The sequence below is a fragment of the Sphingomonas folli genome (assembly GCF_019429525.1).
GTDB lineage: Bacteria > Pseudomonadota > Alphaproteobacteria > Sphingomonadales > Sphingomonadaceae > Sphingomonas > Sphingomonas folii.
In genome coordinates this window covers 396,980-419,936 of the sequence record NZ_JAHXZL010000002.1, presented here as the reverse complement: position 1 = coordinate 419,936, position 22,957 = coordinate 396,980, and the positions used below count along the sequence as shown (strand labels likewise).

The 22,957-nt window shown below is 76.1% G+C and carries 24 protein-coding genes; 6 read left to right on the top strand and 18 right to left on the bottom strand.

The features are described from left to right. Positions 1-77 precede the first annotated feature (77 nt). Positions 78-1,565: a replicative DNA helicase gene (locus tag KZ813_RS04605; RefSeq protein WP_219753766.1), complete on the top strand. Its 1,488-nt coding sequence runs from the start codon at positions 78-80 to the stop codon at positions 1,563-1,565. A gap of 172 nt (positions 1,566-1,737) precedes the next feature. Here the strand turns inward: KZ813_RS04605 and cobU are convergent, their stop codons facing one another. Next, positions 1,738-2,253, bottom strand: coding sequence for a bifunctional adenosylcobinamide kinase/adenosylcobinamide-phosphate guanylyltransferase (gene cobU / locus KZ813_RS04600; protein ID WP_219753765.1), 516 nt, complete (start codon positions 2,251-2,253; stop codon positions 1,738-1,740). Positions 2,254-2,305: 52 nt separating this feature from the next. On the opposite strand from cobU, the gene KZ813_RS04595 reads away from it, so the two are divergent. The 3 genes from KZ813_RS04595 (at position 2,306) to KZ813_RS04585 (ending at position 6,046) form a co-directional block, all read left to right on the top strand. Continuing rightward, on the top strand, positions 2,306-3,325 hold the full coding sequence (locus KZ813_RS04595; protein ID WP_219753764.1) for an aminotransferase class I/II-fold pyridoxal phosphate-dependent enzyme: 1,020 nt from the start codon (positions 2,306-2,308) through the stop codon (positions 3,323-3,325). Between the two features lie 442 nt (positions 3,326-3,767). Continuing rightward, a complete protein-coding gene (gene cbiB / locus KZ813_RS04590) occupies positions 3,768-4,595 on the top strand; it encodes an adenosylcobinamide-phosphate synthase CbiB (protein WP_308461789.1) in 828 nt (275 codons plus the stop codon). Further along, positions 4,583-6,046, top strand: coding sequence for a cobyric acid synthase (locus KZ813_RS04585; protein WP_219753763.1), 1,464 nt, complete (start codon positions 4,583-4,585; stop codon positions 6,044-6,046). Before cbiB ends, KZ813_RS04585 begins: the two co-directional genes overlap by 13 nt. Before the next feature lie 18 nt (positions 6,047-6,064). Here KZ813_RS04585 and cobS read toward each other — a convergent pair whose 3' ends face one another. Genes cobS through KZ813_RS04550 form a run of 7 tightly spaced genes read right to left on the bottom strand, consistent with a single transcriptional unit; the run spans position 6,065 to position 10,310 of the window. Next, positions 6,065-6,772 (bottom strand): adenosylcobinamide-GDP ribazoletransferase, encoded by a 708-nt coding sequence (gene cobS, locus KZ813_RS04580; RefSeq protein ID WP_219753862.1) that lies wholly within the window; start codon positions 6,770-6,772, stop codon positions 6,065-6,067. Further along, positions 6,772-7,338, bottom strand: coding sequence for a histidine phosphatase family protein (locus tag KZ813_RS04575; RefSeq protein WP_308461783.1), 567 nt, complete (start codon positions 7,336-7,338; stop codon positions 6,772-6,774). The genes cobS and KZ813_RS04575 overlap by 1 nt, the downstream gene beginning before the upstream one ends. Further along, positions 7,335-8,348, bottom strand: coding sequence for a nicotinate-nucleotide--dimethylbenzimidazole phosphoribosyltransferase (gene cobT / locus KZ813_RS04570; protein WP_219753762.1), 1,014 nt, complete (start codon positions 8,346-8,348; stop codon positions 7,335-7,337). The genes KZ813_RS04575 and cobT overlap by 4 nt, the downstream gene beginning before the upstream one ends. Then, positions 8,345-8,758, bottom strand: a complete 414-nt coding sequence (locus tag KZ813_RS04565) for a DUF1636 domain-containing protein (RefSeq protein ID WP_219753761.1) — start codon at positions 8,756-8,758, stop codon at positions 8,345-8,347. The genes cobT and KZ813_RS04565 overlap by 4 nt, the downstream gene beginning before the upstream one ends. Beyond that, positions 8,758-9,360: a cob(I)yrinic acid a,c-diamide adenosyltransferase gene (cobO, locus tag KZ813_RS04560; RefSeq protein WP_219753760.1), complete on the bottom strand. Its 603-nt coding sequence runs from the start codon at positions 9,358-9,360 to the stop codon at positions 8,758-8,760. The genes KZ813_RS04565 and cobO overlap by 1 nt, the downstream gene beginning before the upstream one ends. After that, positions 9,357-10,067, bottom strand: a complete 711-nt coding sequence (locus tag KZ813_RS04555; protein WP_219753759.1) for a CbtA family protein — start codon at positions 10,065-10,067, stop codon at positions 9,357-9,359. The genes cobO and KZ813_RS04555 overlap by 4 nt, the downstream gene beginning before the upstream one ends. 15 nt (positions 10,068-10,082) lie before the next feature. Further along, positions 10,083-10,310 (bottom strand): CbtB domain-containing protein, encoded by a 228-nt coding sequence (locus KZ813_RS04550; protein ID WP_219753758.1) that lies wholly within the window; start codon positions 10,308-10,310, stop codon positions 10,083-10,085. 197 nt (positions 10,311-10,507) lie between these two features. On the opposite strand from KZ813_RS04550, the gene KZ813_RS04545 reads away from it, so the two are divergent. Then, on the top strand, positions 10,508-11,083 hold the full coding sequence (locus KZ813_RS04545) for a histidine phosphatase family protein (RefSeq protein ID WP_219753757.1): 576 nt from the start codon (positions 10,508-10,510) through the stop codon (positions 11,081-11,083). Here the strand turns inward: KZ813_RS04545 and cobF are convergent. The 5 genes from cobF to cbiE are packed head-to-tail and all read right to left on the bottom strand — an operon-like array spanning position 11,025 to position 15,421. Beyond that, positions 11,025-11,801 (bottom strand): precorrin-6A synthase (deacetylating), encoded by a 777-nt coding sequence (gene cobF / locus KZ813_RS04540; RefSeq protein WP_219753756.1) that lies wholly within the window; start codon positions 11,799-11,801, stop codon positions 11,025-11,027. The genes KZ813_RS04545 and cobF overlap by 59 nt on opposite strands. Beyond that, on the bottom strand, positions 11,798-13,087 hold the full coding sequence (locus KZ813_RS04535; RefSeq protein WP_219753860.1) for a cobyrinic acid a,c-diamide synthase CobB: 1,290 nt from the start codon (positions 13,085-13,087) through the stop codon (positions 11,798-11,800). Before KZ813_RS04535 ends, cobF begins: the two co-directional genes overlap by 4 nt. A gap of 11 nt (positions 13,088-13,098) precedes the next feature. Continuing rightward, a complete protein-coding gene (gene cobM, locus KZ813_RS04530; RefSeq protein ID WP_219753755.1) occupies positions 13,099-13,866 on the bottom strand; it encodes a precorrin-4 C(11)-methyltransferase in 768 nt (255 codons plus the stop codon). Further along, complete coding sequence (locus KZ813_RS04525) at positions 13,863-14,237, bottom strand: cobalamin biosynthesis protein (protein WP_308461782.1); 375 nt, start codon at positions 14,235-14,237, stop codon at positions 13,863-13,865. The genes cobM and KZ813_RS04525 overlap by 4 nt, the downstream gene beginning before the upstream one ends. Further along, on the bottom strand, positions 14,219-15,421 hold the full coding sequence (cbiE, locus tag KZ813_RS04520; RefSeq protein ID WP_219753754.1) for a precorrin-6y C5,15-methyltransferase (decarboxylating) subunit CbiE: 1,203 nt from the start codon (positions 15,419-15,421) through the stop codon (positions 14,219-14,221). Before cbiE ends, KZ813_RS04525 begins: the two co-directional genes overlap by 19 nt. On the opposite strand from cbiE, the gene KZ813_RS04515 reads away from it, so the two are divergent. Further along, positions 15,420-16,169 (top strand): cobalt-precorrin-6A reductase, encoded by a 750-nt coding sequence (locus KZ813_RS04515; RefSeq protein ID WP_219753753.1) that lies wholly within the window; start codon positions 15,420-15,422, stop codon positions 16,167-16,169. The genes cbiE and KZ813_RS04515 overlap by 2 nt on opposite strands. Here KZ813_RS04515 and cobJ read toward each other — a convergent pair. Genes cobJ through cobN form a run of 5 tightly spaced genes read right to left on the bottom strand, consistent with a single transcriptional unit; the run spans position 16,145 to position 22,957 of the window. Further along, positions 16,145-16,933, bottom strand: coding sequence for a precorrin-3B C(17)-methyltransferase (gene cobJ, locus KZ813_RS04510; protein WP_258046393.1), 789 nt, complete (start codon positions 16,931-16,933; stop codon positions 16,145-16,147). The two genes, KZ813_RS04515 and cobJ, sit on opposite strands and share 25 nt — an antisense overlap. Further along, on the bottom strand, positions 16,930-17,655 hold the full coding sequence (gene cobI, locus KZ813_RS04505; protein ID WP_219753752.1) for a precorrin-2 C(20)-methyltransferase: 726 nt from the start codon (positions 17,653-17,655) through the stop codon (positions 16,930-16,932). Before cobI ends, cobJ begins: the two co-directional genes overlap by 4 nt. Continuing rightward, on the bottom strand, positions 17,652-18,281 hold the full coding sequence (locus KZ813_RS04500) for a precorrin-8X methylmutase (RefSeq protein WP_219753751.1): 630 nt from the start codon (positions 18,279-18,281) through the stop codon (positions 17,652-17,654). Before KZ813_RS04500 ends, cobI begins: the two co-directional genes overlap by 4 nt. Then, complete coding sequence (locus KZ813_RS20030; protein ID WP_308461781.1) at positions 18,282-19,529, bottom strand: ferredoxin-like domain-containing protein; 1,248 nt, start codon at positions 19,527-19,529, stop codon at positions 18,282-18,284. Next, entirely contained in the window at positions 19,526-22,957 is a 3,432-nt protein-coding gene (gene cobN / locus KZ813_RS04490; protein ID WP_219753750.1) for a cobaltochelatase subunit CobN, read from the bottom strand. The genes KZ813_RS20030 and cobN overlap by 4 nt, the downstream gene beginning before the upstream one ends.

Genomic DNA, 22,957 nt, shown 5'->3' with positions numbered 1-22,957 from the left:
CGTCACAATCGAGTCATCCACAGGTTCCACCGCCCGCGCCGTTCCGCTCGCCGCGTCGGGCGCGTATAGGCCGGCGGATGGCCACCCTCGCATTCGCACCGCCGGCATCGCCCGAGCCCGTCCACCTGCCGCGCAACGTCGAGGCAGAGGCCGCGATGCTGGGCGCGATGATGATCGACAATCGCCTCGCCGACGACATCGTCGACCGGCTCGAGCCGCAGCATTTCTACGAGCCCGTCCACGGCCGCGTGTTCGCCGCGATCAAGTCGCTGCGCGCCACCGACATGCTCGCCACGCCGGTGACGCTGCGCCCGATGTTCGAGGCGGACGAGGGGATGAGGGAGCTGGGCGGGGTCGGCTATCTCGCGGGGCTCACTGGATCGGGGGCGGGGCTGATCGGCGCGCGCCAGTTCGCGCAGCAGATCTACGACCTGGCGCTGCTCCGCGCGCTTGTCTCGGTCGGCCACACGATGGTCGACCGCGCGATGGACACCAGCGAGGAGGTCAACCCGCGCGCGCAGATCGAGGCCGCGGAGGAGGAGCTGTTCCGCGTCGCCGCCGACGGCGGCACCGAGAATGCGGTAAAGAGTTTCGCCCAGGCGAGCACCGCGGCGGTGAAGATGGCCGAGCGCGCGCTCAACTGGGGCGGCAACCTCTCGGGCGTCACCACCGGGCTCGACTCGGTCAACGCCAAGATCGGCGGCATGCATCACTCGGACCTGATGATCCTCGCCGGTCGCCCGGGCATGGGCAAGACCTCGCTCGCCACCAACATCGCCTTCAACGCGGCGCAGCGCTGGATGCGCGACATGCGCGACGGCATCCCGCCGTCGAAGTCGGTCGGCGCCAAAGTGGCCTTCTTCAGCCTCGAGATGAGCGCCGACCAGCTCGCCACGCGTATCCTCGCCGAGCAGTCGCGGATCAGCTCGGAGGCGCTGCGCATGGGCAAGATCAGCAAGACCGAGTTCGAGCAGCTCGCCGCCGCGGCCGCCGAGCTGGAGAATCTGCCCTTCTTCATCGACGATACCGGCGGGCTCTCGATCGGCGCGCTGCACACCCGCGTGCGCCGGCTCCAGCGCCGCCACAACAACGAGATCGGGCTGGTGGTGGTGGATTACCTCCAGCTGCTCTCGGGCTCGGGCAAGGGCGACGGCAACCGCGTCCAGGAGATTTCCGAGATCAGCCGCGGGCTCAAGACGCTGGCCAAGGACATGAATGTGCCGGTGCTGGCGCTGTCGCAGCTCAGCCGTGCGGTGGAGCAGCGCGAGGACAAGCGCCCGATGCTCTCCGATCTGCGCGAATCGGGGTCGATCGAGCAGGACGCCGACATGGTGTGGTTCGTCTATCGCGAGGATTATTACACCGCGCAGCGCGAGCCCAAGCGACCGATGGAGGGCGATTCGGCGAACGTCTTCGAGGACCACGCGCGCTGGGCGGCGGACATGGAGCGCGTCTACGGTCTCGCCGAGCTGATCGTCGCCAAGCAGCGCCACGGCGCGACGGGCAAGGTAGTGCTGAAGTTCGACCCGACGATCACGCGCTTCTCGGATTACGCGGGGTATTGAACAGGGGCCGCGCTCCTGCGGGAGCGCGGCCCCCGCGAACTGGTCGGCCGCGCCAACCGGCGAGCTGTTTCCCGCGAACGCGGGACGCCATGGATCCCGGCTCCAGCTCGGGGTGAGGTCGATGAGGGGCGGGGTCTCCCCGCCCCGAGGAGGCGACCGCGAGGGGCGCCCGCTATTTCAGCACCAGCGATAGCCCGGCGGCGACGAACACGACCCGGTCCGCGCGCGCGGCGACGCGCTGGTTGATCGTCCCCGCCAGGTCGCGGAAGCGCCGCGCCAGCGCGTTGTCGGGCACGATCCCGAGCCCCACCTCGTTCGCCACCAGCACCACCCGCGCGGCGGTGTCCCGCAGTGCCGCGTCCAGCGACCCTAGCGACACCGCCTCGTCCTCCTCGCCGAGCAGCAGGTTCGACGCCCACAGCGTCAGGCAGTCGACCAGCAGCACCGACCCGGCCGTCCCCTCCGCCGCGATCGTCCCGGCCAGCGCGAGCGGCGCCTCGACCGTGCGCCAGCGCGAGTCGCGGTCGGCACGGTGCCGCGCCACGCGCGCGCGCATCTCGTCGTCGAGCGCCTGCGCGGTCGCGACGAAGACGAGCCTGCCGCCGGCCGCCTCGGCGAGCGCCTGGGCGTGGCGGCTCTTGCCCGAGCGCGCTCCGCCCAGCACCAGTGTCACGCGCGCGTCCGTCATCGTCACTCCCGCCTTGTGTTCGCCCGCGCGGCTGGCGAAAGACACCGGGCCGATGCTGATCGACCCCCATTCCGAGCCCGCCGGGGCGCTGACCTATCACGGCGGGCGCGCCGACGCCGCCGCGCGGCTCTACCCCGACGCGCCCGCGCCATGGCTCGATCTCTCCACCGGGATCAACCCCTTCGCCTGGGAGGGCGGGGACGTGCCGCTCGCCGCGCTGCGCGCCCTGCCGTCGCCCGCCGAGTTGGCCGAGCTCCACCGCGCCGCCGCGGCGGCCTTCGAGGCGCGCGACGCCGCCATCACCGCGCTGCCCGGCAGCGAGATCGGGCTGCACGCGCTCGCCGGGCTGGGGCTGCCGCGGCCGTGGCACGTCGTCGCGCCGAGCTACCGCACCCATGCCGCCGCGCTGCCCGGCGCGGCGACGATAGAGGCCGCGGTGGCGGAGGCGGTCGCGCGCGGCGGCGGCACGCTGCTGCTCGCCAACCCCAACAACCCCGATGGCCGCTGCTGGCCCGCGGCGCGGCTGCTGGAGCTGGCGCGGGCGATCGGTGAGCGGGGCGGCGTGCTGGTGATCGACGAGGCCTTCGCCGACGCGGTGCCGGGCGCGAGCGCGCTGCCCTATCTCGCGCGGGACGATCGCGTGCTGGTGTTCCGCTCGTTCGGCAAGTTCTTCGGGCTGGCCGGCGTGCGGCTCGGCTTCGCGCTGGGCGGGGCCGAGCTGGTCGGCGCGCTGGCGGCGCGACTCGGCAGCTGGCCGGTCTCGACCGCGGCGCTGCGGATCGGCACCGCGGCCTATCGCGACGCGGCGTGGATCGCGGCGACGCGCGAGCGGCTCGCGGCGGCGGCGGCATCGCTGGACGGGGTGCTGACCGCGCACGGGCTGGTGCCGCTGGGCGCGTGCCCGCTGTTCCGGCTGGTCGAGCACGTCGACGCGCCGCTGCTGTTCGAGCGGCTCGCGCGCGCGGGCATCCTGGTGCGACCGTTCGACGAGTCGCCCGCGCGGCTGCGCCTCGGATTGCCCGGCGACGCCGCGGCGCTCGCCCGGCTCGACGCGGCGCTGCGCGATCGCTGAGCCCGTGGCCCTGGTGGCGCTCGCGCTCGACGCCGCGCTGGGCTGGCCGGCGTGGCTCTACGCGCGAGTCGGCCACCCGGTCGGCGGGATCGCGCGCGTCATCGCGGCGGGGGAGCGGCGATGGAACCCGGATGTGCTTGCTCCCGCCGGCGAGCGGGCGCGGGGTGAGCCTGGCTCGCCTCCTCTTCTGACCGACCCGGGCCTTGGCGGGACGTCGCCGGCACTCTCCCTGTTCTCCCGCGCATGCGGGAGCCCAGGTGTCCCAAGCGCCGCACGTCGTCCTGCTTGGCCCTGGGTTCCCGCGTTCGCGGGAAAACGGCCGGTCCGACGGATCGTAGACCCCCTTCCGCGAAGGTCCCGCCGCCGCCGGGCTGACGGTGGTGGAGGGGGCGGCGGTCAAGCCGCGTCCGCCGCCGAAGCCGTGCTCGGAGCGCGCGCGACGATCCCCGACCAGCGACCCGACCATCTCACCCCCGCGCAACGTCGTCGCCGGCGCCTGTTCGGCGCCGTCACCCTGCTTGCCGCTGTCGCCGTCGCCGCCGGCACCGCCTGGCTGGCGGAGCGCGGCCTGCGCGCGCTGCTAGGCGGTCTCGGCTGGCTCGCCGCCGCGCTGCTCGCCTGGCCGGGGCTCGCGCAGCGCAGCCTCGACGATCACGTCCGCCCCGTCGCCGCCGCGCTCGATCGCGGCGACCTCATCGCCGCGCGCACAGCGGTCGCGCGCATCGTCGGGCGCGACACGGGGGCGCTCGACGCCGCGGGCGTGGCGCGCGCGGCGGTCGAGAGCCTCGCCGAGAGCTTCTGCGACGCCGTCGCCGCGCCGCTCGTCTGGCTGCTGCTGCTCGGCCCCGCCGGCCTGTGGGGGTACAAGGCGATCAACACCGCCGACAGCCTGATCGGCCATCGTGAGCCGCGCTGGCGCGCCTTCGGCTGGGCGGCGGCGCGCTCGGACGATCTCGCCAATTGGCTGCCCGCGCGGCTCGGCGGCGCGCTGCTGTGTCTCGCCGGCGGGCGCGGCTGGCGCGTGCTGTGGCGCGACTCGCGGCGCCACGCCTCGCCCAACGCGGGCTGGACCGAGGCGGCGATGGCGGGCGCGCTCGGCGTGCGGCTCGCCGGCCCGGTCGCCTATGACGGCACGGTCGCGGACAAGCCGTGGATCGGGGACGGTCGCGCCGCGCTCGACGCGCGCGACATCCGCCGCGCGCTCGCGGTCTACCGCCGCGGCTGCCTGCTGCTGTGGTGCCTGGCGGGGGCGATCGCATGGGTGCGCTGATGCTCCAGGGAACCGGGTCGGACGTCGGCAAGTCGGTGCTGGTCGCGGGCCTGTGCCGCGCCTTCGCCGACCGCGGCCTGGCGGTGCGCCCGTTCAAGCCGCAGAACATGTCGACCAACGCCGCGGTCACCGCGGACGGCGGCGAGATCGGGCGCGCGCAGGCGACCCAGGCGCTCGCCGCGCGCGTCGCGCCGCACAGCGACATGAACCCGGTGCTGCTCAAGCCGCAGGGCGACCGCACCTCGCAGCTGGTCGTCGCCGGCCGCGTCCGCGGCGTACTGCGCGCGAGCGAGTGGCGCCAGGGCCGCGAGGGGCTGCTCGACGAGGTGCTGGCGAGCTACCGCCGGCTCGCGCGCGCCGCCGACCTCGTGATGGTCGAGGGCGCCGGCTCGCCCGCGGAGATCAACCTACGCGCGGGCGACATCGCCAACATGGGCTTCGCGCGCGCCGCCGAGGTGCCGGTGGTGCTGGTCGGCGACATCGACCGCGGCGGCGTGATCGCCTCGCTCGTCGGCACCCGCGCGGTGATCGACGCCGCCGACGCGGCGATGGTGCGCGGCTTCCTCGTCAACAAGTTCCGCGGCGATCCCGCGCTGTTCGAGGACGGCTATCGCGCGATCGAGCAGCGCAGCGGCTGGCGCGGCTACGGCGTCGTCCCCTGGCTGGCCGAGGCGCGGCGGCTGCCGAGCGAGGACGCGGTCGTGCTCCAGCGCGCCCCGATGGGGCACGGCGGGCGGATCAAGGTGGCCTGCCCGATCACGCCGCACATCGCCAATTTCGACGACCTCGACCCGCTTCGGCTGGAACCCGAGGTCGAGCTGGTGATGGTGCCGCCGGGCGAACCGATCCCGGCCGAGGCGGCGCTGATCGTGCTCGCCGGCTCGAAGGCGACGATCGCCGACCTGCGCGCGCTGCGCCGCGAGGGCTGGGACGTCGACGTGCGCGCGCATGTCCGCCGCGGGCGGCCGGTGCTGGGGCTGTGCGGCGGCTATCAGATGCTCGGTCGCAGCGTCGCCGATCCGGGCGGGATCGAGGGACCCGCCGAGACGGTGGAGGGACTCGGGCTGCTCGACGTCACCACCGTGCTGGGCGGCGACAAGCGGCTGGTCGCGGTCGCCGGTGCGGCGCGCGGCGCGCGGTTCGAGGGCTATGAGATGCACCTCGGCACCACCGCGGGCGCCGATACCGCGCGTGCGCCGGTGCGGTTCGACGATGGGCGCGCGGACGGCGCGACCTCGCGCGACGGGCTGGTGGCGGGGACCTATGTCCACGGCTTGTTCGCGCTCGCCGGGCAGCGCCGCGCCTGGCTCGCGCCGCTGGGTGTCGCCGGGAACGGGCCGGACCATCGCGCCGACGTGGAGGCGGCGCTCGACTCGATCGCGGCGACACTGGAGCGGCACCTCGACCTGGACGCGCTGCTAGCGCTAGCCGGGGAGGCGGGGCGGGTGTGAGGTCAGCCGCCCGCGCGCTCAGCCCAGCGCGACGATCGTCGCGAGCAGCCCGGTCTCGATCAGCTCGATCCCGGCGCCGTGCGCGTCGCCGTTGACGCCGCCGAGCCGTCGCCGCAGCCACCAGCCGTACAGCGCGATCAGCGGCAGCGCGGCCAGCAGCGCCGGCTGGAGCGCCGCCCCGGCGAGCAGCAGCGCGCCCCAGCCGGCGAGGTCGCGCCCGCGCACCGCCTCGGCCAGCGTCGCGCCGAGGCCGGGCTTGAGCGGCGGCAGCCAGCACGCCCAGGCGAGCGGCCCCGCGCGCGCCGCCGCGGCGATCAGCGGCAGCGCCCACCAGCCGCCCGGCGGCAGCGCGTGGAGCAGCACCAGCTTGGCGAGCAGCTGGAGTGCGATCGCGACGACGCCGAAGCTCCCCACCTGCGGCTCGGCGAGCACGCGCAGCAGCCGCGCGCGATCGCCGTGCGCGGCGCCGAGCGCGTCGGCGAGGTCGCTCAGCCCGTCGAGGTGGAGCGCGCCGGTCAGTGCCACCCAGGCGACCAGCGCCGCCAGCGCCCCCAGCCACGGGTCGCGCGCGCCGACACCCGCGCCGACCGCGGCGACGATCGCGCCCAGGATCAGCCCCGCGAGCGGGTAGCAGCGGATCGAGGCGGCCCACACGCCCCCGCTCGCCTCGACGCGCGGCAGCGGCAGGCGCGTGAGGAAGCCGAGCGCGACGATCAGCGGCCGGATCACCGCAGCGCCGTGATCTGTGCCGCCGGCGCGACCCCGCGCCACTGCCGCAGCGTCACGGTCGCGCCGTAGGGCAGGTCGAACGCCCAGACCTGGCGCGAGTCGAAGCCGCACGCCGCCGCCAGCGCGGCGCGGATCGCGCCGGCGTGGGCGACGACGAGCGTGTCGGCGGTGAGCGAGTCGAGTGCCGCTCCCACGCGCGCGAGCAGCGACGACCAGCGCTCGCCCCCGGGCGGTGCGGCGGTGTCGGGATCGGCCCAGAAGGCGGCGAGCCGGTCGGGGTCGAGTGCCTCGGGGTGACACCCGTCCCAGTCGCCGAAGTCGAGCTCGCGCCAGCGCGCGTCGGCGCTGACCGTCACCTCGGCCCTGCGCGCGATCGCCGCGCCGCAGTCGCGCGCGCGCGCCAGGTCCGAGGTGACCACCCGCGCGAACCTGAGCGGTGCGGCGGCGGCGACGCAGGTCGCGATCCCGACGGCGGTCACGGCGACGTCGCTGCGGCCGTTGAGCCGACCGTCGTGGGCGGTCGCGCCGTGGCGCATCAGGTGGAGCGTGACCGGGGCGCTCACCCCGCGCTCACCCCCGCCTCGGCGAAGGTGGCCATCTGCTCGTGCGCGGCCAGCGCGGCGCGGACCAGCCCGGACGCGACCGCGCCCCCGCTCGCCTCGCCCAGCCGCAGGTCGAGTGCCAGCAGCGGACGCAGCCCGAGCCCCGCGAGCAGCCGCGCGTGCCCCGGCTCGGTCGACTGATGACCGGCGAGGCAATGGTCGGTGATCGCCGGCGCGGCGACCGCGAGCGGCGCGAGCGGCGCGGTGGCGATGAAGCCGTCGAGCAGTACCGGCACGCCCGCGTGGCGCGCCGCGACCACCGCCCCCGCGATCGCGGCGAGCTCGCGCCCGCCGAGCCGTCGCAGCGCCTCGAAGGGCGTGTTGGCGCGCGCGCGATGGAGCGTCAGCGCGCGCGCGACCGCGTCGAGCTTGGCGGTCGCCGCCGCACCGCTGACCCCGCTGCCGGGCCCCACCCAGTCCGTCGCGTCGCCGCCCAGCGTCGCGGCGCACAGCGCGGCGGCGACGGTGGAATTGGCGATCCCCATCTCGCCGGGCACGAGCAGGTCCAACCCGGGCGCGACCGCGGCGGCGCCCGCCATCAGCGCCTCCCCGCACTCGGCCTCGCTCATCGCCGCGGTCTCGGCGATGTCGCCGGTCGGCCGGTCGAGGTCGAGCGCGGTGACGGTGAGGTCGAGACCTGCCGCTGCGGCGAGCGCGTTGATCGCGGCGCCGCCCGCGGCGAAGTTCGCCACCATCTGCGCGGTGACCTCGGGCGGGAAGGCGCTCACCCCGCGCGCGGCGACGCCGTGGTTGCCCGCGAAGATCGCGACCCGGCCGTGCTCCAGCCGCGGGATCGCGCGACCCTGCCAGCCCGCCATGAACAGCGCGATTTCCTCGAGCCGGCCGAGCGAGCCGCGCGGCTTGGTGAGCTGCGCCTGCCGTGCCGCGGCGGCGGCGCGCGCGGCCATGTCGGCGGCGGGGAGGGTGCGCACCGCGGCGTCGAGCGCCGCGGGCGTGTCGAGGCGGATCATTCGACCAGATATCCTTCGGGCGGGGTGCGCGTGAGGAAATGCCCCTTCACCCCGGCGGGCCACTCGCGGAAGGGGACCTGGCCGGTCGCGCTGTCGGCGTAGCGCGCGGCATAGTCGAGGATCGCGCGCGCGGCGTCCTCGCCGGGTTCGAAGCGGCCGAGCACGTAGCCGACCTTGCCCGGCGCGCGCAGGTGGACGGTGCAGTGATCGCCGCACGCGAAGAGGCACGGCATCTCCTGCACCGCGACCGCGGCATAGGCGGGGTCGCTCGCCTGGAGCGCGCGGAGCGCGGCGGCGAGCCGCGCGCCGCCGCGCGTCCCGTCTGCGTCGTCGCGCGCCTCGGCACTGTGACGGCAGGTGTTGCACGCCACCACCGAGGCGCCGGCGGCGACCGCGCGGAGCGTGACCATCAGAATTCCACTCCCGGCTGCGCCTTCACCCCGCCGCGGAACGGGTGTTTGACCTGGGTCATCTCGGTGACGAGGTCCGCCGCCTCGATCAGCGCGGCGGGGGCGTTGCGCCCGGTGACGACGAGATGGGTCATCGCCGGCCGCGCCGCGGCGACCGCCAGCACCTCGTCGAGCGGCAGGTAATCGTAGCGCAGCACGATGTTGAGCTCGTCGGCGATCACCATCGCGTAGGACGGGTCGGCGATCATCCGCGCCACCTCGTCCAGGGCGGCGCGCGCCAACTCGACGTCGCGCGCACGGTCTTGCGTGTCCCAGGTGAAGCCCTCGCCCATCGCGCGGAAGGTGACGAGGTCGGGGAAGGCGTCGAACACCGCGCGCTCGCCCGTGGCCATCGCGCCCTTGACGAACTGGACGATGCCGACGCGCATGCCGTGCCCGATCGTGCGCACCGCCATGCCGAAGGCGGCGGTGCTCTTGCCCTTGCCCGCGCCGGTGTGGACGATCAGCAGGCCCTTCTCCTGCGTCTTGGTCGCCATCATCGCGCGCCGGCTCGCCTGCACCCGGCGCATCTTCTCGGCGTGGCGCTGCTCGGTGACGGTCATCGCGCCACCCGCGGGGCGAGCAGCGGCTGGGCGAGCCGGCCGAACAGCTCGGCCGTGACGAGCCAGAAGATCAGCTGCGCCGCGATCGCGGCGACGCGGTACTGCCACAGCAGCGAGGCCGGGAAGTCGGTGGGCACCTCGTCGACGCGCGGCAGCAGCGCGGCCACCAGCGTCACCGACGCGACATAGACGAAGCCGCCCGCCAGCCAGCGGTCGAGTGGCGTCAGCGTGGGGCCGAGCCGCTGCGCCACCCGCGCCCCTCCCAGCGCGGCGAGGAGCGAGCCCGCCAGCATCGCGAGGAAGGCGCCGGTGCGCAGCCGGACCGTCTCGTGCAGTCCCACCGCGGGCGGCGTCGGCGGGTATTTGAGCGCGGGGGCGAGCACGAGCACCACGCAGGCGAGCGCGGCGAGCAGCAGCGCCAGCGCGCGGGGCGGGACCGCGCCGACCCGCCCATGGCACGCCGCCACCACGATGGCGAGCAGCCCGCCCAGCGCGGTGCCGTAGAGCAGCATCGCGGTGTACAGCCCCAGCGTCTTCTGCGTCGCGCGCGACACCAGCTCGACCTGGCCGTGATGGAGGGCGTGGCGCGCCTCGAAGGCAATCGCGGCGTCGACGTGCGGCTCGGCGACGAGCAGCGCGAAAGTGGCGGCGACGAACGCGCCAGCGAGCCCGGCGAGCATCCCTCGCCAGAGCAGCAGCCTTGTCATGATCCGGTACCGCGCTTAGTGGCAGGGGAAGCCGAGCAGGTGTCGCCCGTCATGGACGAACTCATGGACGTACATGCCCTTGAACAGCGCGAAGGCGCCCTGTTCGGTGCTGACGAGATAGAGCAGGATCAGCGCCACGACCGCGGCGAAGACTGCCCACGGCGCGATCTCGGCGAGCGGGATCGCACCGGTGGGAGCGGGTGTAGGGGCGGCGAGCGGGCGCACGGCGACGCGGCTGGTCATCGGTTCGGCTCCAGTCCGGGGAAGCGCGCCCGGAATAGCGGGTTGACGCGCCGGGCGGGGTCTGACTCTCGACAGCCCGTGGGCCGTCGATCACAGTGGCGCGACCGCGCCGGAGTCTCACCGGCTTCCCGCCCGGTGCTGAGGGACGCAGCTGTGGCGGCTGCGCGGCACCGCGTCAACCGAGCAGGAACCCCATCGTGACCATTCGCCTGCTGCTGCTCTGCGCCGGCGCCACCGAGGCGACGCGTGCCGCGCGCTTCGCCGCGCCCGACGACGCGCTCGATCCCGCCGGACTCGCCAAGGTACAAGCGCTGCGGCTCGGCGCGGCGGCGTCGTGGCGCTGCGTGACGGCGCCCGAGCGCTCGACGCGCGAGACGGTCGCGGCACTGGGTCTGTCCGCCTCGGAGGAACCGCGGCTCGCGGACCAGGACGCCGGCGCGTGGCGCGGTCGCGGGCTCGCGACGCTGCCGCCCGCCGAGCTGGCGGCGTGGGGCGCGGCGCCCGAGCGCGGTGCGCCGTCGGGCGAGTCGCTCGACCAGGTGCGCGCGCGGGTCGGCGCGTGGCTCGACTCGCTCGCGCGGGCGGGCGAGGGGCGATGGCTCGCGGTGACCCACGCGGCGGTGATCCGCGCCGCGCTGGCCCACGCGCTGGGGCTGCCGGTCGCGGGGACGCTGGCGATCGACGTCGCGCCGCTCGCCACCGTCGCGCTGTCGTTCAGCGACCGCTGGCGGCTGCGTGAGCTGCGTCGCGGCGGAGCAGATAGCAGTCCATGATCCAGCCGTGGCGGGCGCGCAGCAGGGTGCGCTCGTCGCGGATCGTGGGCGCGAGCTCGGCGAGCGGACCGGCGAGCAGCGACTGCTGCGCCATGCCGAGATAGGCGCCCCACCAGACCATCGTGCCCGACGGGTCCAGCCGCTCGAACGCGCAGCCCGAGTCGAGCATCACCGCGACCGTCTCGACACCGGCGGGCCAGCCCTCCGCCGCGAGCCGCCGCCCGGTGGTAACGAGCAGCGGCGCGCCGAGCGCGGTGAGCGGGACGGCATGTGCCGCGGCGAGCGCCTGGAGGCTGGTGATCCCGGGCACCACCCCGACCGTCACCCTCTGCGCGCCCGCGCCGAGTCGCGCGGCGATGCGCAGGCTGCTGTCGTAGAGCGACGGGTCGCCCCAGACGAGCAGCGCGACACGTCCGCCGTCGGGCAGGTGACGCGCGATCGAGTCGCGCCACGCCGCGGCGATGGCGTCGTGCCACGCCTCGACGCCGTCGAGATAGGGCGGCCCCGGGTCGCGTTCGGGTACGTCGAAGGTGGCGGTGCGTGCCGTCGCGCCGACCACCGCGGCGCAGATCGTGGCGCGCAGGTCGAGCAGCTCGGCGGTCTCGGCGCGCTTGCGGGGCAGCAGGATCAGGTCGGCGGCGCGCATCGCGGCCTCGGCCGCGCGGGTGAGATGGTCGGGGTTGCCCGTGCCGATCCCGATGAGGCTGAGCGCGATCATCGCGCCGCCGCGATCAGGTGAAAGAAGCTGCCCGTGACGCTCCCGCGGCTCGAGCCACTCTCCGCCACCGCGGCGCCGTCGGCGTCGGTCACCGCGGCGAGCGGCGCGTCGGGCTGGGCGAGGACCGAGGAATAATGGAACTCGTGGCCGAACAGCACCGTGTCGCGCGCGATGGCGCCGAGCGGCCGCGCCAGCGTGGCGCGGCGATAGCCGAGATGGAGCCGCCGCGTCGCGTAGCTGGTCACCAGCCCGAGCAGCCCGGCCATGCGATGGGGCGTGCCGTCGGCGTCGACCAGCGTCTCGCCGAGCACCATATAGCCGCCGCACTCGCCGTGGATCGGGCGAGTCTGGGCGTGCGCGCGCAGCCCGGCGAGGAAGCGCCCCGCCGCGGCGACGCGGCCGGCGTGCAGCTCCGGATATCCGCCGGGCAGCCAGACGAGGTCGGCGTCGGCGGCGGGCGGCTCGTCGGCGAGCGGCGAGAACGGGAGCAGGGTCGCCCCCGCCGCGCGCCAGCCGGCGAGCAGGTGCGGGTAGGTGAAGGAGAAAGCGGCATCGCTCGCCAGCGCGATCCGCTGCGCCGGCGGGGCGATCGCCGCCGCCGCGCCGCCGCCGATCCCACCCGCGGCGAGCCCGCGCAGCGCGGCCACGTCGAGGTGCGCGCGGACGAAGGCGGCGTGCGCGGCGATCCGCTGCTCCAGATCCGCGTGCTCGCCCGCTTGTACGAGGCCGAGGTGGCGTTCGGGCAGGCGCAGCGCGGGGTCGCGCGGCAGCGCGCCGAGCACCGCGATCCCCGCCGCCGCCATGCCCGCGCGCGCGAGCCGCTCGTGCCGCGCGCTCGCGACCCGGTTGAGGATCACGCCGGCGATCCTCACGGCAGGGTCGAGCGCGGCGAAACCGAGCGCGGTGGCGGCGGCGGACTGCGCCTGGCCGCTCACGTCGAGCACCAGCACCACCGGCCAGCCGAAGCGGCGCGCGATCTCCGACCCCGCACCGTTGCCGCTCTGCCCCGGCGTCGCGACGCCGTCGAACAGCCCCATCGACGCCTCGGCCAGCGCCAGCTCGGCGCCTTCGGCGTGGCCGGCGAGCGAGTCGAGCAGCGCGCCCGGCATCGCCCAGCCATCGAGATTGTACGAGTCGCGCCCGCAGGCGGCGCGGTGGAAGGCGGGATCGATATAGTCGGGCCCGCTCTTGTACGGCTGCACCGCGACGCCACCCTCCGACAGCGCGCGGAGCAGTCCCAGCATCACCGTCGTCTTGCCGCTGCCCGAGGCGGGCGCGGCGATCATCAGCCCCGGCGTCACGCCCTCGCGCCCGCGGCGGGACGGAAGCGGCGATCATAGTCGGGCGCGTAGAGCCGGCTCTCGTCGAAATGCTCGGCGCCGAGCACGCGGCCGACCAGGATCAGGGCGGTCCGCTCCGGGCCGCCGGCGGCGGCGTCGACCAAGGTCGCCAGCGTCGCGCGCGCCACGCGCTCGTCGGGCCAGCTCGCGCGCCAGACCACCGCGGCGGGGCAGTCGCCGCCATGGGTCGGTAGCAGCGCCTCGACTACCTCGGCGAGGCGGTGGATCGACAGGTGGATCGCCAGCGTCGCGCCCGTCGCGGCGAAGGCGGCGAGCGTCTCCGTTGGCGGCATCGCGCTGGCGCGCCCCGGCGTGCGCGTGAGCACCACCGACTGTGCCACGCCAGGCAAGGTCAGCTCGCTCTCCAGCGCGGCGGCCGCGGCGGCGAAGGCGGGCACGCCCGGCGTCACGGTGACGGGGACGCCGAGCGCGCGCAGCCGGCGCACCTGCTCGCCCATCGCCGACCAGATCGACAGGTCGCCCGAGTGGAGTCGCGCCACGTCCTGCCCCGCGGCGTGCGCGGCGAGGATCTCGCCGACGATGTCGTCGAGCGACAGCGGGGCGGTGTCGACGATCCGCGCGCCCGCCGGGCAGTGGCGCAGCACCGCGGCGGGGACGAGCGAGCCGGCGTAGAGGCACACCGGCGAGGTCGCGATCAGGTCGCGGCCGCGCAGCGTCAGCAGGTCGGGCGCGCCGGGGCCGGCGCCGATAAAATGGACGGTCATGGGGTTCCTTGGGCGAGCGCGCAGGTGGCGCGGCGGTCGGGGGAGACGCGGCGCGCGACGAGCAGCCGCGCGCCCGGCCCGGCGGCGTGGAGCGCGGCGGCCTCGGCGACGCTGCCGGTCCCGCGCGCGGCGAGGCTGGCGCGGGAGCGGGTCGGCGTGACTACCGCCGCGAGTGCCGCGTCGGCGACCGTGACGGCGGGGAGGTCGAGCGCGCGCGCGAGCGGCGCGAGCAGCGCGACCCGGTCGGCGGGCGCGGCGAGCCGGTCGATCCGCCGCCCCTCGGCCGCGGCGGCGAGCGCGGCGGCGAGCGACTCGACGGTGGCGCCCGCGCGGCAGCCGAAGCCGGCGACGATCACAGCGTCACGCTCCACTGCACAATCGGGTAGCTCGCGCGCCAGCCGCGGCGCGTGCCCAGCGGGGCCGCCTCGGCGAGCTCGACGCGCAGCAGCGCGCCGCCCTGCGCGGCGTGGCGCGCGGCGAGCAGCGCCTCGGACTCGAGCGTCACCGCGTGCGCGACCAGTCGCGTGCCGGCGGGCAACGTCGCGGACAGCCGGTCGAGCAGCGCGCCGGACAGCCCGCCGCCGACGAACACCGCGTCGGGCCGCGGCAGGTCGACGAGCGCGCCGGGTGCCGCGCCCTCGACCAGCCGAAGGCGGTCTACCCCGAGCGCGTCGGCGTTGGCGCGCGCGCGCGCGGCGCGGACGGGATCGCGCTCGATCGCGACCGCCGCGTTGTGCGCGTGCGCGAGCAGCCACTCGATCGCGATCGAGCCCGAGCCGGCGCCCACGTCCCACAGCAGCTCGCCCGCCCGCGGCGCGAGCGCGGACAGCGCCAGCGCGCGCTGCGGCCGTCTCGTGAGCTGGCCGTCGTGCGCGAACCAATCGTCGGCGACCCCGCTCGCGCGCGGTAGCACGCGGCCGTCACCCGCCACCGCGATCGCGAGCGCGACAGGGTGCGCGACGTCGTTTAGGTCCCACCCCGCCGCCCCGGTCGTGCGCACCCGCTCGCGTGCGCCGCCGAGCGCCTCCAGCGCCGTCACCGCGCTCGCGCCGAAGCCCTGCGCGGTGAGATAGCGCGCCGCCTCCGCCGCGGCGTCACCGTCGCGCACCAGCACGATCGCCTTCTGCCCCGGCGCGAGCAGCGGGCGCAGCCGGGCGAGCGGTGCGGCGTGCAGCCCCAGGCAGGCCGTCTCCTCCAGCCGCCAGCCGAGCCGAGCCGCCGCCAGCGCGAACGTGGAGCGCGCGGGATGAGCGACCCACTCGTCGCGGCCGAGCAGCGCGGTGACCGTGCCGCCCGCGCCGAACCAGAAGGGGTCGCCCGAGGCGAGCATCACCGTGGGCACGCCGCGCCGCGCCAGCAATCGGTCGACTCCCCTGGCGAAGGGCACCGGCCACTCCTCCCGCGTCGCGTCCAGCGGCGGCAGCAGCGCGAGTTGGCGCGTCGCGCCGATCACGTGCGCGGCGGCGTCGAGCGCGGCGCGGCTTGCGGCGCACAGCCCGGCGGGTCCATCCTCGCCGATCCCGACGATCGTCAGCCACGGACCCCGCTCAGCCATGCCGCACCTCCTGATCCTCGGCGGCACCACCGAGGCGAGCGCGCTCGCCGCCGCGGTCGCGGCGCGGGGCCTGCGCGCGACGTTGAGCTACGCCGGCCGCACCGCTCGGCCGCGCCCGCAGCCCGTCCCGGTACGCGTCGGCGGCTTCGGTGGGGCGGAGGGGCTCGCCGCCTGGCTGCGCGCCGAGCGGGTGACGCACGTGGTCGACGCCACCCATCCCTTCGCCGCGCGGATCAGCGCCAACGCGGTCGCCGCGGCGCGGTGCGCGGGCGTGCCGCTGATGGCGCTCACCCGGCCGGCGTGGCGCGCGCGGTCGGGCGATCGATGGACCCATGTCGCCGACCTCGACGCCGCGGTCGCCGCGCTCGACGGGCCGCCGCGGCGCGTCATGCTCGCGCTCGGGCGGATGCACGTCGAGCGCTTCGCCGCGCGCCCGCAGCACGATTACCTGCTCCGCTTCGTCGACCGGCCCGAGCACGCTCCCGCGCTGCCGCACCACCGGCTGGTGATCGATCGCGGACCGTTCACCGAGACGGGCGACCGGCGGCTGCTCGTGGAACACGGCACCGAGCTGATCGTGTGCAAGAACGCGGGCGGCGAGGGCGCCGCGGCCAAGCTGACGGCGGCGCGCGGGCTCGGCGTGCCGGTGCTGATGATCGACCGTCCCGCGCTGCCCGAGCGGCGGACAAGCGACAGCGTCGCCGCGGTGCTCGACTGGCTCGCTCACTCGACCGACCGCGGCGTGTAGAGCCAGGGGGCGCCGCCGCGCTCGATCAGCCGCGTGCGGCTCGAGCCGACGATCACCAGCGTCCGCATGTCGGCCATGTCGCCGCTCGCCTCGGTCAGCGGCACGACCCGCAGCGACTCCGCGGGGGTCGTCACCGCGCGCGCGAACAGCACCGGGCGCGGGTCGGCGCAGGCGCAGCGCAGCACCGCCAGCGCGCGGTCGAGGCCGTCGGGGCGCGCGAGCGAGCGCGGGTTGTAGAGCGCGATCGCGAAATCGGCTTCCGCCGCCAGCCGTAGCCGACGCTCGATGAGGGCGGCGGGCTTGAGGTTGTCGGAGAGATTGATCGCGCAGAAGTCGTGCCCGAGCGGCGCCCCCGCGCGCGCGCTCGCGGCGAGCATCGCGGTGATCCCCGGGAGGACGCGCACGTCGAGGGTGCGCCAGCCCGGCTCGCCGTGCTCGATCGCCTCGAACACCGCCGCCGCCATCGCGAACACGCCGGGGTCGCCCGACGAGACGACGACGACCCGTGCGCCTGCCGCCGCCAGCCCGAGCGCGTGGCGCGCGCGGTCGAGCTCGACTCGATTGTCCGACTCATGGCGGGTCAGCCCGGCGCGCGGTTCGACTCGGCGGACGTAGGGGACATAGCCGATCACGTCGGTCGCCGCGGCGAGCGCCGCGCTCACCTCGGGCGTGACGAGCGCCGCGTCACCCGGCCCGAGACCCGCGATCGCGAGCCAGCCCGCGGGCGGTGGCGCCGGCATGAGCGCGGTCGTGGGCGCGGTCATGGGCGCCGCCCCCGGCCGTGGACCAGCACGATCGCGAAATAGGGCGCGGTCTCCCCCGCCTCGACGAGCGGCACGACGCGCTGCTCGGGCATCGCGGCGTGCTCGATCAGCCACGCCGCGCGCTCGCGTCCCGCCGCGGCGAGCGCGCGGCGCAGCTTGGGCAGGTGGCGGCCGACCTTCATCACCACCAGCGCGTCGGTGTCGCGCACGCGGCGGGTCAGCTCGGCCTCGGGCAGCGTCGCGGTGGCGACGGTGAGGACGTCGTCGCCCCAGGTGATCGGCGCGCCGCTCGCGGTCCAGGCGCCCGACATGCCGGTGACGCCGGGCACCACCGCCACCGGCACCGCGCCTGCCAGCCGCGCGTGCAGGTGCATGAACGAGCCGTAGAAGAACGGGTCGCCCTCGCACAGCACCACCACTTCCTCCCCCGCGCGGGCGAGCGCGGCGAGATGCGCGGCGCTCTCGGCGTAGAAGGCGGCGAGCGCGGCGTTATAGGCCGGGTCGCTCACCGCCAGCTCGGTCGTGACCGGATATTCCATCGCATATTCGACCGCGTCCGCGCGCAGCATGCCCTCGACCAGGCGGCGCGCGTGGCCGGGTCGCCCGCGCTTGCGGAAGAAGGCGAGGTGGCGCGCGCCGCGCACCAGCCGGTCGGCGCGGACGCTCATCAGGTCCGCCGCGCCCGGCCCGAGTCCGACGCCGTGGATCGTCCCCGCGTTCACTCGGCCGCGCCCGCGAGCGCGTTGATCGCCGCGACCGTGATCGCGCTGCCGCCGAGCCGCCCGGTCACGATCGCGCAGGGCACCGGCGCCTCGGCCCAGAGCGCGTCCTTCGACTCGGCCGCGCCGACGAAGCCGACCGGGCAGCCGATGATCGCCGCGGGCCTCGGGCAGGCCGGATCGTCGAGCATCGCGAGCAGGTGGAACAGGGCGGTGGGCGCGTTGCCGATCGCCACCAGCGCGCCGGCGAGGTGCGGGCGCCACAGCTCGAGCGCGGCGGCGGAGCGCGTGGTGCGGAGCGCGGCGGCGAGCGTGGGGACGGTGGGGTCGTGGAGCGTGCAGACCACCGCATTGTCGGCGGGCAGGCGCGCGCGCGTGACCCCCTCGCTCACCATGCGCGCGTCGCACAGGATCGGCGCGCCCGCCGCCAGCGCGGCACGCGCGACGGCCGCGAAGCCGGGCGAGAAGCGGATGTCGCGGGCGAGCGCGACCAGGCCGGCGGCGTGGATCATCCGCACCGCGACGGGCTCCTCCGCGGCGGAGAAGCGCGCGAGATCGGCCTCGGCGCGGATGATCGCGAACGACTGGCGGTAGATCGCCGCGCCGTCGGTCTCATGGGCAGGTCGCATTCAGTCGGCTCCCAGATGGGCGAGCAGCGCGGCGGCGGTGAGGCCGCGGAGGCGGGGGGGCGAGTCGGCGCGGCCGTCGCGGACGAGGTCGTAGCGGCCGTCGCGCCCGACGATCGTGAGCGCGGCGGGCGCGCCGCGCGCGCAGCCCTTGGCGCAGCCCGAGACGTGGATCGGGCCGGCGACGCGCGCGTCGGCGAGCCGATCGGCGAGCGCGCGGGTGGCGACGCTCGCCTGCGGGCAGGCCGGCGCGCCGACGCAGGCGTCGAGCGAGAACGTGTCTGCCGCGGTGTCTTTCGACCGGTCGTCACGGTGATAAGTCTGGTCGCCGCACCGAGCGCCATCCTCCCATGCGAGGGGAGGGAGACCAGCCGCAGGCTGGTGGAGGCGAGACCCCTCCGTCAGCCCCTCGGCCTGCCCACTCTCCTGGCAGGGGAAGATCTCGGGACGACATATGCCGGCGCGCGAAGCGACGTCGCCGCGCTCCACCAGCAGCGACCGCCACGGCGTCACCCGCAGCGCCTCGGCGCCATCGGCGAGCGCTGCCAGTTCCGCGCCGGTCATCCGGCCGAAGCGCGGCGCCACCTGCGCGCCCGGTGACTGGCCGGTGAGCGGCCTGGTCTCCCCGACCGCCCAGTCCGGCAGCGCCGCCGCGTGGCGCGCCATCCGCCCTGCCGCCGCGCCGCCGCTCGCGACGAACCAGCGCGCGAGTGCCACCACCGCGTCACCTTCACGCCCTGGCGCCAGATGCACCCCCACGCCGCGCCCGTCCGCGCGCAGGATCAGCCCGCCGTCGCCGGCGCGCTCCACACGCAGGTCCGCCGGCGTGTCACCCAGCACCGCGCGAGTCCCCGCGTCGACGGCGATCCCGAACTTCGGCGGCAGCGACGGCAGCGCGCCGCGTCGCGCCATCAGCGCCCGAGCGACGCGGTGGGTGTCGTCGCCCTCGCGCCAGTCGGGTGCGACCGTCAGCGCCACCGCCTCGATCGCGGGGTCGGGATCGACCAGACCCGCCGCCACGAGCCGCTCGGTCGCCTGCCGCCAGCCCGCCGCGTCGAACCCGCGCAGCTGGAGCGCGGCGCGGCGGGTGAGGTCGATCGCGCCGTTGCCGCCCGTCGCCGCCAACTCCGCCACCAACAGCGCCTGCGCGCGCGTGAGCCGCGCCAGCGGGGGGCGCACCCGTAGCAGCAGGCCATCGCCCGCCGCCATCGGTCGCCACGCGCTCGGGCACCAGCCGCGCACCGCGCTCACGTCGCGTCCGCCAGGGCGGCGACGATCGCGTTCCGCCGCGTGGGCCACAGGCCCGAGCGGTGCAGTGCGCGGAAGCGTGCCTCCATCGCCGCCAGCGCCGCCGGGTTGGCCGCGGCGAGGAAGTCGCGCACCGCCGGGTCTCCCAGCGTCGCGTCATGGTAGAGGTCGAGCAGCGCGGGCGGCACCGCGCGCGCGAGATGCGCGAAGGCGGCGAGATGATCGAGCGTCGCCGCTATCTCTGCCGCGCCGCGATAGCCGTGGCGCATCATACCGGCGAGCCAGCGCGGGTTGCCGGCGCGCGCGCGCATCACCCGCGCGATCTCCTCGCCGATCGGGCGCGCGCGCGGCCGCGTCGGGTCCCGGCTATCGAGGTGGAGCAGCCGCGCCGCGCCGCCCAGCGCCGTTTTGGCCGCGGCGAAGCCCCCGACATGCGCGGCGACGTCGGCGGCGGTGAGCAGGTCGCTCTCGGGCAGGTCGTGCGGGTGGACCAGCGCCCCCGCGGCGGCGACGCGGCGCCGCAGCCCGGTGACGTCGCCGTGGCCCGCGGGCGTGCTCACCGCGTCGTCGTACGCGTGCGACGAGGCGGCGAACCACTTCTCGCCGGCGGCGGCGCGCCCCGCCGCGTCGTAGCGCTCGACGCTGTCGCCCAGCCCGACGCCGTAGCCGCCGGGCGCCGGGCCATAGACCCGCGGCTCGGCGGTGGTGCCGGCGAAGGGGTTGAGCGCGGGCGGCTCGTCGCGCGCGTGGAGCGCGCGCACCGCTTGGCCGAACAGCGCGCAGAGCGTCGGGAAGGTGTCGCGGAACAGGCCCGAGATCCGCAGCGTCACGTCGACGCGCGGCCGGTCGAGCAGCGCGAGCGGCAGGATCTCGATCCCGGTGACTCGGTCCGAGCCGTCATCCCACAGCGGCGCGGCGCCGAGCAGGTGGAGCGCCATCGCGAACTCCTCGCCGGCGGTGCGCATCGTCGCCGAGCCCCACAGGTCGACGACCAGCGCGCGCGGATACTCACCCTCGTCCTGGAGGTGGCGGCGCAGCAGCTCCTCGGCGAGCGCGACGCCCTGGCGATGCGCGGCGCGCGACGGCGTGGCGCGGGGATCGACGGCGTAGAGGTTGCGTCCGGTCGGCAGCACCGCGGCGCCGCGCGCGGGCGAGCCCGCCGGCCCGGCGGCGACGCGACGCCCGTCCAGCGCCGTGAGCAGTCCCCCGCGCTCGGCCTTACCGCTCTCGCCGCGACCGTAGACATGGAGCCCGTCGCCGAAGCGCGAGTCCTTCACGTCGCAGACGAAGGCGTCGATCCGGGTGACCCGCTCCGCGTCACCGCCGCAGCCGGCGAGGTCGAGCTCGGCGGCGAGCCCGGTCGCCCGGGCCTCGTCGGCGATGTCGGCGACCAGCCGCGCGCGCCGCGCCGGGTCGAGCCCGTCGGCGGCGGAGAATTCATCCAGCAGCAGTTCGAGCCGGGCGAGCCCGGCACTGTCCTCGGCGACGACCAGCGGCGGGGGCAGGTGGCCGAGCGTCACCGCGGCGGCGCGGCGCTTGGCCTGCGCCGCCTCGCCGGGATCGTTGACGATGAAGGGATAGATCAGCGGGATCGCGCCGATCAGCGCCTCGGGCCAGCATTCGTCCGACAGCGCCACCGCCTTGCCGGGCAGCCACTCGAGCGTGCCGTGCGCGCCGACATGGACGATCGCGTCGGTGCCGCGCGCGCGTAGCCAGAGGTAGAAAGCGACATAGGCGTGGCACGGCACGCGCGCGACGTCGTGATAGTCGTCGCCCCTCGTCCGCGGGTCGCCGCGCTCGGGCTGGAGCGCGACGAGGGCGTGGCCGCGCTCGACCGCCGCGAAGTGGAAGTGACCGTCCGCGACGGCGGGGTCGCCGGCGGGCGCGCCCCAGGTGGCGGCGAGCGACTCGCGGAGGGCGGCGGGGAGGGTGGCGAGCGCGTCTTCGTAAGCGACCAGGGGGTAGGTGAGGGAGGTCGCGGGGGGAGCGTCCGGAGCGGCGGATTCGGCCCCATTCTCTACCTGTTCTCCGGCGAAGGCGGGGGCCCAGTCGGGGAACGTCGCAGGAAGATCACCGCGGCCTTCCCAGCTGGGCCCCGGCCTGCGCCGGGGAACGAAGGCGGAGTCGGCGATGTCTCCCACCTCACACAGCGCCTCGACCCCGCCCGGCTCCACGGCATAGCCCGCGTCGGCCAGATCGCGCAGCATCGCCTCGGCGGAGGCGAGCGGGTCGAGCCCGACCGCGTGCGCCCGCTGATAGGCCTTGCCCGGATAGGTCGAGAGCACCAGCGCGACCCGCCGCTCGCGGCGCGGCCTCCGCGCGAGCGCGACCCAGCCGGCGACCCGGTCCGCGATTGCCGCGACCCGCGCCAGGTCGGGTCGGTGCGCGCGGCGCGCGAACTCCAGCGCCGGGTCGCGCGCGCCGGAGTCCTTGAAACTCGCCACGCCGGCGAACACGCGCCCGTCCAGCTCGGGCAGCACGACGTGCATCGCGAGGTCCGCCGGCGATAGGCCGCGTACCGCCGCGGCCCAGTCGCGTCGCTCAGACGTCGCCAGCGCCACCTGGAAGACCGGCGCCCCCGCGGCGTCGAGCGGTGAGGGATCGTCGCCGTCGCCGGCGGCGAAGGCGGTGGCGCCGACGATCGCCTCCGGGGCCAGCGCGGCGACCCAGCGGCGCAGCCAGCCGCGCGCCTCGGGCTCCTTGAGCGAGGGCACGAATAGCGCCGCCGTCGGCAGGCCGCGCGCGCCGAGCGCCTCCTGCAGCGCCGCCACGGGCGCGACGTCGCCGGCGAGCCGGTAGGAGCGATAGAAGACGATCAGCGCGCGGGGGGGCTCCACCGCGAAGGCGAGCGCGGCGGGGCAGGCCGGCGCCGTCCCCGCGCTCCAGCCGCCGACCGCGGCGAGCGGCGGCGTCTCCTCGGGCAGCGCGGCGGCGAGCCCCGCGGCGCGCGCCAGCAGTGCCAGCGCGCGCCGCGCCGCCTCGGCGCCGCCCGCGTCGCACTGGCGGGCCAGCGCGCGCAGCTCGCCCAGCGGCAGCGTCGAGGCGCCGTCGAGCGCCGCGTCGTCGCGTCCGTCGGCGGTCAGCACCGCCAGCGCGATCCCGCGCTCCATCGCCACCCGCGTGAGCTGCTGCAACCCATAGCTCCAATAGGAGCGCCCGCCGATCAGCCGCACCAGGATCGCGCGCGCGTGCGCCAGCGTGGCCTCGACATAGGTGTCGACCGAGAGCGGGTGCGTCAGCTCGGCGAGGTTGGCGAGCCGCAGCGACGGCAGCGCCGCGCCGCTCGCCGCGGCGGCGTGCCAGCCTGTGGCGAAGGCCTGCAGGTCGCTGTCCGAGAAGGACAGGACGACGAGGTCGGCCGGCGACTGCGCGAGGTCGCGCGGTGCCGCCGCGCCGTCCAGCGCGTGCGTCTCGCGGAAGAGGACGTGCAT